The 9,474-nt window shown below is 70.0% G+C and carries 8 protein-coding genes and 1 pseudogene; 6 read left to right on the forward strand and 3 right to left on the reverse strand.

What is annotated here, in order from left to right; translation table 11 throughout:
* From ABI385_RS06755 to ABI385_RS06765, 3 genes are all read left to right on the forward strand, one after another.
* The coding region (locus ABI385_RS06755; protein WP_348102982.1) for a proton-conducting transporter membrane subunit at nt 1-1,434 on the forward strand (1,434 nt) is incomplete at its 5' end.
* The gene (locus tag ABI385_RS06760; protein ID WP_348102983.1) at nt 1,431-2,927 is read left to right on the forward strand and encodes an NADH-quinone oxidoreductase subunit M; all 1,497 of its coding nucleotides are present in this window, start codon (nt 1,431-1,433) and stop codon (nt 2,925-2,927) included. The genes ABI385_RS06755 and ABI385_RS06760, both read left to right, overlap by 4 nt.
* A gap of 3 nt (nt 2,928-2,930) precedes the next feature.
* Entirely contained in the window at nt 2,931-4,358 is a 1,428-nt protein-coding gene (locus tag ABI385_RS06765; RefSeq protein WP_348102984.1) for a proton-conducting transporter membrane subunit, read from the forward strand.
* A gap of 91 nt (nt 4,359-4,449) precedes the next feature.
* On the opposite strand, the gene ABI385_RS06770 is transcribed toward ABI385_RS06765, so the two are convergent.
* Nucleotides 4,450-5,109, reverse strand: a complete 660-nt coding sequence (locus tag ABI385_RS06770) for a hypothetical protein (RefSeq protein ID WP_348102985.1) — start codon at nt 5,107-5,109, stop codon at nt 4,450-4,452.
* A gap of 109 nt (nt 5,110-5,218) precedes the next feature.
* Here ABI385_RS06770 and ABI385_RS06775 point away from each other — a divergent pair, with 109 nt between their 5' ends.
* Complete coding sequence (locus ABI385_RS06775; protein ID WP_348102986.1) at nt 5,219-6,196, forward strand: hypothetical protein; 978 nt, start codon at nt 5,219-5,221, stop codon at nt 6,194-6,196.
* Nucleotides 6,197-6,371: 175 nt separating this feature from the next.
* Here the strand turns inward: ABI385_RS06775 and ABI385_RS06780 are convergent, their stop codons facing one another.
* Nucleotides 6,372-7,478: a transposase family protein gene (locus ABI385_RS06780; protein ID WP_348102987.1), complete on the reverse strand. Its 1,107-nt coding sequence runs from the start codon at nt 7,476-7,478 to the stop codon at nt 6,372-6,374.
* 248 nt (nt 7,479-7,726) lie between these two features.
* Here ABI385_RS06780 and ABI385_RS06785 point away from each other — a divergent pair, with 248 nt between their 5' ends.
* Entirely contained in the window at nt 7,727-8,077 is a 351-nt protein-coding gene (locus tag ABI385_RS06785) for a hypothetical protein (RefSeq protein ID WP_348102988.1), read from the forward strand.
* On the forward strand, nt 8,078-8,608 hold the full coding sequence (locus ABI385_RS06790; RefSeq protein WP_348102989.1) for an RES family NAD+ phosphorylase: 531 nt from the start codon (nt 8,078-8,080) through the stop codon (nt 8,606-8,608).
* 646 nt (nt 8,609-9,254) lie between these two features.
* Here ABI385_RS06790 and ABI385_RS06795 read toward each other — a convergent pair.
* A pseudogene (locus ABI385_RS06795) lies at nt 9,255-9,474 on the reverse strand (ISAzo13 family transposase); the annotation flags it as partial.

The following is a 9,474-nucleotide window of genomic DNA, read 5'->3' on the forward strand; positions in this document are numbered from 1 at the left end:
GCCGCCGGAGCCGGACTCTCGCTCGGCAACCTAGCCACCGCATCCGGCCCCGGCGCCGGCGCCGGGGCGGGCTGGCGCGACGTGATCGCGGCCGGCATCCTCGTCGCCGCCCTCGGCAAGGCGGCCCAGCTGCCGTTCTCGTTCTGGCTGTCCGGCGCAATGGAGGGCCCCAGCCCGGTCAGTGCCCTGTTGCACTCCGCCGCGATGGTGGCCATGGGCGGCTACCTGCTGCTGCGCGCCGAACCGCTGCTCGCCGCAACCATCTGGGCGCCCACCGTCACCGCGTGGGCGGGCGTGCTGACCGCGCTCGGCCTCGGCGCCGTCGCCCTCGCCCAGAGCGACCTCAAGCAGCTGCTCGCCGCCTCCACCGCCTCCCAGCTCGGCTTCGTCGTGCTCGCCGCCGGGGTCGGATCCGTCGCCGGCGGCACCGCGCAGCTCGTCGCGCACGCCGCCACCAAGGCGCTGCTGTTCCTGGCCGCCGGGGCGTGGCTGACCGCGCTCGGCACCAAGCACCTGGCCGCCCTGGGCGGGGTCGCCCGCCGCTGGCCACTCGTCGGCTGGTCCGCCACCATCGCCGCGATGTCGCTCGCTGGCCTCCCGCCGCTCTCGCTGTGGGCCAGCAAGGATGCCGTGCTCGCCGCCGCGCTCGAAACCTCCCCCTGGCTGTACGCCGCCGGGCTCGCCGCCGCGGCCCTGTCGGCGGCCTACGCGGCCAAGATCGTTGTCGTCATCTGGCGCCGGCCCTCCACAGCAGAGGCGGCCGAAGCCCGCTCCCACCTCGACGAGGAGGAGCACGGCCCCCGTGAGGTGAACCCATGGCAACGGATTCCGCTGCTGCCGTTGGCCGCCGGAGCCGCGCTCCTCGGCCTGCTCGCCCTGCCCCCACTGGCCGACGCGGTCGCCCGTGCGGTCGGCGGAGCCAACGACGTCAGCGCCTCAGTCTTCGAGCTGACGGTCTCCGGGTTGATCGCGGCAGCGGTCGTGCTTGCGGTCTGGCGGTGGGGAACCCCCTCACCCGCCTGGGCCGCCGGTTGGCTTGGCCTCGAACAGGCCGCCCACCGCGTCGTCGTCGACCCGACCCTGGCCCTGGCCCGCGGCCTCGACCAGGTCGACTCTCGACTCGACGATGCCGTGTGGATGCTGGCCGGAACAGTGACCGGGGTGACGCGGGCCTCGGGCTCCGCGGCGCAGCCTGAGCACGGCAGGCTCGGCAGAACATCTGGCGCCCGCGGGCTGGCCGGCGTCGCAGCGGGCCTCGACGAGCTCCTGGACGACGCCGTGCACCGGCTGGCCGGTCGGGTTCGACGGCTCGGGCGGCTCGCCCGCCGGCCGCAGACCGGTCAGCTGCATCAGTACTACCTGCAGGCGGTGGCGGTGCTGGCCGTCCTGCTCCTGCTGCTCCTGCTTCCTCTGCTTCCTGCGATGGTGAGGTGAACGTGCTCAGCCTGCTGGTCTTCGTGCCCTTGGTGGCCGCGGTCGTGCTGGCCGCGGTGCCGCGGATCGACGGCGCCGCGGCCCGGTGGCTGTGGCTCGTTGTCGCCGCCGTCGAGGTGGTGCTCGTCGCGCTCGTCTGGGCCCGCTACCAACCGCCGTCGCCCGGACGGCTGGCGCTCGACGAGAAGGTGGAGTGGATCCCCGGGGTGCGCAGCAGCTACCACGTCGGCATCGACGGGCTGTCGCTGCCACTGCTCGCCATGACGGCCGTACTGTTCCTCGCCTGCGCGGTCTACTCGCTGCGGCAGGCGAACCGGCCCCGGCTGCACGCCGCCCTGCTGCTCTTCCTGCAGAGCGTCAGCCTCGGCCTGTTCGTCTCGGCCGACCTCATCCTCTTCTTCGTCTTCTTCGACCTGTCGATCGTCGCGATGTACTTCCTTATCGCCGGCTGGGGGCACGCGAACGCGGCCCGGTCGGCGCTGCAGTTCTTCCTTTACACCTTCCTCGGCTCCCTCGCCCTACTCGTCGGATTCATCGGCCTCTACGTCTACGCCAAACCGCACACCTTCGACATGCTCGAGCTCACCGCCCAGCTGCCCCTCTCCGGCCAAGGCCTGCCCGGTGGCCTCGTGCTCGCCGCGGTGCTGCTCGGCCTCGCCGTCAAGACCCCGACCGTGCCTTTTCACACCTGGCTGCCGCCGGCGCACACCGACGCCTCCTCCGTCGGCTCGGCCGTCCTCGCCGCGGTGCTGCTCAAGATGGGCACCTACGGCTTCGTACGGATCGGCATGCCGATGCTGCCGCAGGCCTGGCGGGCCTGGGCGTGGGTGATCATCGTGGTCGGGCTCGTCTCGGTGCTCTACGGCGCGCTCGTCGCCCTGGCCCAGCACAACCTCAAACGGATGATCGCCTACACCTCCGTCAACCACATGGGCTACATCGTTGTGGCGGTCGGCGCCGCCGGCCTCGTCGCCGGCGACACCGCCCAGGCCAGGGACATCGCGGTCACCGGGGCGGTGACCCAGATGGTCAGTCACGGCCTGGTCACCGGCGCCCTGTTCCTGCTCGCCGGCACCCTGCACGACCGGGCCGGCACCTACGAGATGGGTCAGTTCGGCGGGTTGGCGGGGGCCGCGCCGCGCCTGGCGGGGCTGTTCGCGGTCGGGGCGTTCGCCTCTCTCGGCCTTCCCGCCCTGTCCGGGTTCATCGCCGAGTTCCAGATCTTCACCGGCGCCATCGCGGTGGCCCCGGTCACCGCGGTCGCGCTGCTCGGCATCCTCATCACCGCCGCGCTGTTCCTGCGGGCCCTGCAACGGGTCTTCACCGGCGAGCTGAGCGGCAAAGCAGTCGGGTTCACCGACCTACGGGGACGCGAAGTGGGGGCGACCGGCATCCTGTTGGCTCTGTCGCTGCTCATCGGCGTCTACCCGGCGCCGCTGCTCGAGGTCATCGAACCGGCCGCCTCCACCGTCGTCAGCCTGCTCGGACGCTGACCCGTGGAGACCTCCATGCGGCCGCTGCTGCTGCTGCCCGAGATCCTGCTGTTCGCCGGCGGGCTGGCCGCGCTCATAAGCGGATCCTTCCTGGCCCGGGACCGCCAATGGGTCACCCGAATCATCGCCGCAGTCGCGCTGGTCGCCAGCATCGCCGTGTCGGCGGCCGCGCTCACTGGAACCCCCCAGGCGGCCTTCGACGGCACCTACGCCGTCGACACCGCCACCGGCGTCGCCCGTATCGCCGCCGCCCTCGGGGCCCTGCTCGTGCTCGGCGTCGCCGGTGACGAGCTCACCGGGTCAGCCCGCGAAAGCGAGACCTACGCCCTCCTGCTGTTCGCCACCACCGGCACCGTCGTGCTGGCCGGCGCCCACGACCTGCTCGTACTCGCAGTTGCGTTCCTGCTCGCGAGCATCCCGCTCTACGGGCTGATCGGGTTGGCGCGCACCCCCCGCGGCGCCGAGGCGGCGATGAAGACCTACCTGATGGGGGCCTTGTTCGGCATCGTGCTGCTGCTCGGGGTGACCCTGCTCTACGGCGTCACCGGAACCACCCTGCACACCGACCTCGCCCAGCGGCTCGCCGCCGCACCCCCCGCCGCCGTCGCCGCCGGACTACTCGCCGTCGTCGCCGGCCTGATGTTCGAAGCCGGTGGGGTACCAGCCCACTTCTGGGTGCCCGACGCCGCCCAAGGCGCGGGCGGCACCGTCGCCACCTTCCTGACCACCGTGCCCAAGATCGGGGCCATCGTCGCGCTCTACCGCCTCGTCATCGTGCTCCCCGACACCGTCGCCTGGCCCCTCCTCATCGCCATACTCGCCGTCACAAGCATGACCCTGGCCAACCTGGCCGCCTTCTGGCAGCAGGACCCGCGCCGAATGCTGGGTTGGTCGACCGTCAGCCAGGTCGGCTACCTACTCGTGCCCCTGGCCGTGGCCACCCGCACAACCCTCGCCCTACCCTCCCTGCTGCTCTACCTGCTCGGCTACACCATCACCAACATCGCCGCCTTCGCCGTCACCACCGCGCTACCCGACAGGCGGGACCTCGCCGACTACAGGGGACTGTCGCGCACCCAGCCGTGGCTGGCGGGCTCCCTGCTGGTCGCGCTGCTCGGGCTCGTCGGCACCCCACCGACCGTCCTGTTCGTTGGCAAGCTCACCACCGCCACCGCCGCCTGGGACGGCGGGATGGCCTGGCTCACCGTCACTGTCTTCCTCAACAGCCTCATCAGCCTCTTCTACTACCTGCGCTGGATCATCCCCGCCGTCTCAAAGCCACCGGACCCCGGCGCCGAGGGCCGCCGCCAAACCGCGACGGGCGGGCGCTGGTCATCGGCTACCGCCGTCGCCACCGCGTCTCTCAGCCTGGCGCTCGGCGTGGGCGGGGGTCTCGTCTGGGCGGCCGTCAACGGACCCCTCCTACCCTGAGATGCGGCGCCCTCAGCCGGCAGGATGACGGCCGGCATCAGCACCGAACGGCTGACGACCGGTCGGCAACGGCACCACGCCACTGAGCCGCTCAGCGGACGTCGAGCTCCTGGTACATGCCGTTGGCGTAATGGTTCTTGAGGTTGCAGACCAGCTCGTACCGGCCAGGGGCGAGATGGATCGTCACCCAGCCGACCGCAGCCGAGTCGATTCCCGTGCCTGACCCCCCGGCGCAGGAGGCGGACGCCTCACCCAGACTCCCCGACTCGTCGACCTTCCCATCCGCGTCGGGCACCCGCTGACCCGCTGCGGCGGTCTGCCCCAACGGCAGGACGACGAGCTCGTGCGTGCGCCAGCCCAGGTTCTCCGCGACCAGGCTAACCTGGCCCTGGGCCACGGCCCCGGGGGTCGCGTGCAGCATCATCCGGGCGCCCATTGGCGCGTCGCCGCCCATCATCTGTGTCATCCCCATGTCCGCGAGGACCACGGTGACCGTGGTGCCCGGCCGCGAGGCCGGAGCGGCACAGCTCAGGGGGGAGAAGTGGTAGTCCGCTTGTCCACCCATCATGGTGCCCGGGGTGCTTGAGTCCGCCTGACCACCCATGATCGTGCCCGGGGTGGTTGAGTCCGCTTGTCCACCCATCATGGTGCCCGGGGTGCTGGAGCCCGGTGACGTGCAACCGGTGAGCAGTGCGGCGATCGCCAGCCCCGCCAAGGCAAGCGCTCTGGGCCCGGGAGCATGTTTGGTCACCAAACCACTTCACCCTGCACGCTCCATGGCGCATAGGGCCCAAGGTCCCGGCCCAGGCGGCTTGACGTATCCAGGCCCGCCACCCGTATGGCGGTGGAACACTGGCTTGGTGAGTGAACCCCAGAGGGGGTCCGATGCCGCGCTGTCGGGGAGCCGGGCCCGTCGGCTGCTCGGGTTCGTTGGTGTCCTCGTGGTTGCGTGGCTGGTTGTGCTCCTGATGAGCAGGATTTTGGGTACCCCGTCGGGGGAGGGCGCCACAGCCCGAGCAACCTCTGCGGGCTCGGGTCAGGACACCACCTCCGCGTCATCGCTGCCGAGCTTGCCCCCCGTTGTGGTCGAGACCGCGCTTCCCCCGTTCGGAGGGCTGGTTCTCGACGAGCCGACAAAGGGGTATGCGCTGACAGCACGCGATGCTGCCGCGGCCGGTGGGGCCTGGACTGTCGTAGTGCGCCGTGACGACGGTTCCCTGGGACACCACGGCGCCGTCGTCACGTATCCCGTGGACCCGACCAAGGAAGGCGCTGGATCGCCGGTCCAGGTCGGGTCGGTGCAGGGATTCGGGCGTCCTGGTTTCATCGTGTGGCCACTGGCGGGCCAGTCCGCCCGCATCCGCGGCGACCTTCCGGGAAGCGACCTCACCAGGATCGCGGAGTCGACCACGGTCGTTGATGGTCACCCCAAGGTCGCGCCGCTACCGCGGTTTACCGTCGCCGACCCGTCCCCGGCACGGTTGCCGCTGGTGCACGAGATCCGCTACAACGACGGTGATCTAGGTTTCACCTACACCGGTATGACCTCGGGTGGCGGGTTCGAGGACGCCTTGTACGGCGTCGATGTCACACCAGTCGGAACGGTGCACGGGTCTCCAGCTGTCGCGTCCACCGTGCAGGGTGGCAACGGCACCGTGGCCTGGGAGCCCGCACCGGGACTGGTGGCCTACGTCGGCTGGAGCAGCAGCCCGATCAGTGCGCGGACCACGTCGATCGCTGTTCGCCTGGCCGAGGGAAGCCACAGCATCACCGCAGAACAGTGGCTGGCCCTGACGCCGCAGCTGGTGGACCGACCGAACATCCTTGGCGGTCAGTGATCGGCCCGAGCTGAAGCGGCCGCACCACTGTCAATGAACAGTCGAGCAGGCATCGGGAGAGCGGACCCGGCTGTCCTCGTCGCCAACGCTCCTTGATCTATCCGGGATGTCCCCGACGTGGTGCCTCATGTCAATGTGCTCGCGAAACGGGGTGTGCGTGCCTCACGTAGTTTGCTCACGAAACTTGGTCTGTGAGGGCGAGGGTCTTGTCCTTGGCTGAGGTGATCAGGGCCTGCTGGATGCGGTTGATGTTCCGGGTCAGATCGGCCGGGTTCGTCTGCTCGTACACGGCCGTGAGCCGGGATGCGGCTGCGGTGTCGAGGAAGTCGGGCTCGTCGATGAGTCGCTGGTAGGGGGTCTTCACGTAGCCCCAGAGTTCGTTCAGCAGGGCGAGCTCCTTGGGAGTGTCGTAGCGGTAGCGGAAGGCGGACTTGCGCACGATGTCGCCGTTCTTCTGTTCGACGTGGGCGTTGTCGTTGGAGGTGTGCGCCCTCGCGCGGGTCATGAAGATGGTCCGCTGCGCGCACCAGCTGATCAGTGCATGGTTGATGAACTCTCCGCCGTTGTCACAGTCCAACCCGACCATCGGATATGGCAACCGCTCGAGGACCTCCTCGATCGCGTCTACGACCCGGGCATGGGCCCGGTTGCGGATCGCGATGTTCACAGTCCACCCCAAGTAGACATCGGTCGCGGTCAGGGTCCACGCGAACTCGCCCTTGAGGGTGTGCCCGCAGTGCGCGACCAGATCGATCTCGAAGAACCCTGGCGCCTGCTCCATCTCGTCCATCGACTGGCGCACCATGATCGAGGAACGCAACGTGGCTCCGGGACGGGTCGCGGACTTCGCCGCCGGGTAGCGGGCATCCTTGGTGGGTTTGAGCATTCGGTCGATGGTGGCCGGGCTCATCGTCACCAGCTGGACGCGCACCGCAGCGGTGAGCCGGCCAGCGACCTTGTCCAGCTCACCGAAGGCCTCCAGCTGCGCCAGGGTGGCAGCCATGATCGGGGCCAGGTACTTCCCGCACGGCTCCCCGATCAACGTCGACACCTCGACCAGGACCTTGAGGGTGTCATACCCGTAGGTGCGCGCCCGTGGCTTGCGCTGGGCCGCCCGGGCCGGGCCCCTGCGCTTGGCCGCAGCAGCGGTCGCCCGCCGGGCGTTGGCCCGCGACCAGCCCGTGACCGCGACGAGCTCATCGAGCATCCGGCCCCGGCCCTTCTTCGAAGCGCGCGCATACTCCTTCGCGTACCTCTTCGTGATCTCATGACGTGTCGCCATCGACAACCTTGAACCCATCCCCAAGGACACCGCAGCGCTCGAGGCAGAGACCCAGGTTTCGCGAGCACTTCTCCCGTGAGGCACGCGCCCCACTTCGCGAGCACATTAGGTGAGTCGGGGCCGCCATTTTCGCAGCCACGAACTGAAGCCGAAGGTCGTCCCAGACGTCGATCCGTGACAGGGGCACTCGACGAGTGCCAGTGGGCGTTCTGCGCGCGTTTTCCGTGCGACCACGGTAGTGTTGATCCATGACAGCCGTCGCTCATGCCTCCTTGGCGGCCGAGATCGTGCGCGTCGCGAAGCTTGGCAACCTCACTGCCGCACATCTGGCCGAGGCGACTGGCGGTGACCCCAGCAGTGCGCGGCGGTGGCTGCGCGGAACGCGGGCGCCGGCCGGTGTCCACGCAATACGGGCGCTGGAGCTCACGTCCCTGGTCGAGCGGCTCGCGCAGGTCATGCAGGCGGCCTACATCCCGATCTGGCTGGTCAAGCCGATCGAGCGCCTCGATGACCGGCGTCCGGTCGACGTCATCCGGGCCGGCGACTACCGCACCGTGTCCCGGCTCGTCGCGTCCCTCGAGGGCATGCCCGTCTCGTAGGTGTTGTCCCTCGACGTCGACACGGGCAGCATTCACGGCGTCTTCGTGCGTCACATCCCGGGTGGCGGCGACCCGCTCTACGAACCGCCCGAGCCGGCTGACGGCCGCTGGCAGCGCGGCGCCACCGTCGCTGCCTGGTACCTCGCCGACGAACCCGACACTGCGTGGGCAGAGTGGTACAGGGCGCTGGCTGGCACGGGACTTCCACCGGGCCAGGCTCTACCGCGAGAGCTGTGGCGTTGGCGGATCGACCTGGATCGGGTGGCGCTGCTGGACGACGATCGGCGCCTCGCCCGGGTCGGCCTTTCGTCGCCGTCGCCCACCCAGCAACAGTGGCCGGCCTGCCAGGCCATCGGCGGCGCTCTCCACCACGAGGGCTATGACGCCCTCCTCGTCGCCTCGGCTGCCCGTCCTGGGCACCGCAACCTTGTCGTCTTCCGTACCGAACAGCGGGTCACCGGTTGCACGCCGCAACCGCCGCCGACGTTGGTCATCGCTGCGCCCCCCGTACCGCGCGGCATGCGCACGTGAACGCCCCTGACCGCTTCACCCGAGCCACACCACGTCGCCGTGACTGTCCCGGTACTCCATCCGTTTGGGGACAACCGTGCCGACGACGTCGGAGGTCGTGCGGGGAGGACTCGGCGTAGTTGCACGGCCACCGTCGCGGCGTCGAGATACGTCGCAAGACCACCGACCACCAGACGTGCCGCAGACCGGGCGCAGACGGCCGGGTCATGGGCGTTCGACGCGGTAGATGTAATGCAGTGGATCGTCCACCGGGTTGTCCGGTGACATCGCGCCTTCAGCGATCCGCTGCAGTTTCGAAGCAGCCGCCACCTCACACCGGATCCCGGCCGCCGGCAGGGCCGGGCCAACCCGAAACCTGTCGGGCCGGACTCGTACACCACCGCGCACGGACCCGCCAAGGCGACGATCCACGCGGTGATCACCTCCGGCGCCGGCACCAGCCGCGCCTTGAACACCTCACCAGTCACCCCGTCGATCGCCGCCGCCGCAACCGACCGGACATGCACATCCAGACCAACACTCGTACGCTCTGTAAACACCGGGGCCTCCCACAACTGTCGGATAGGCCGAGCAGGCAGCCCCTACTCGGTAACCCACGAATCTTGTGAGTGAGGGCCCGGCCCGCAACCCCCTCACCACGAGCGGGTCACTCCATACGGTCTAAGTGACGCACCGACAGTGTGGTCCACGACAGCGCCGAGCACGGATCCCCGCGGCGGGTCGGCTCGACCAGCGGCAGCAGCGCCGGCAGCAGCGCCGGGTCAGCCTCCTCGGCTCGCTTGCGCCCGTCGCCGACCCGCCGGGTCCGGCCAAGCGGCGCCACCCCGCAGTCCAGCTCGTTGACCCCGTCCTGGATCCGGGACCGG

It is taken from the genome of Lapillicoccus sp., assembly GCF_039935575.1.
In the GTDB taxonomy this organism is placed as follows: domain Bacteria; phylum Actinomycetota; class Actinomycetes; order Actinomycetales; family Dermatophilaceae; genus Lapillicoccus.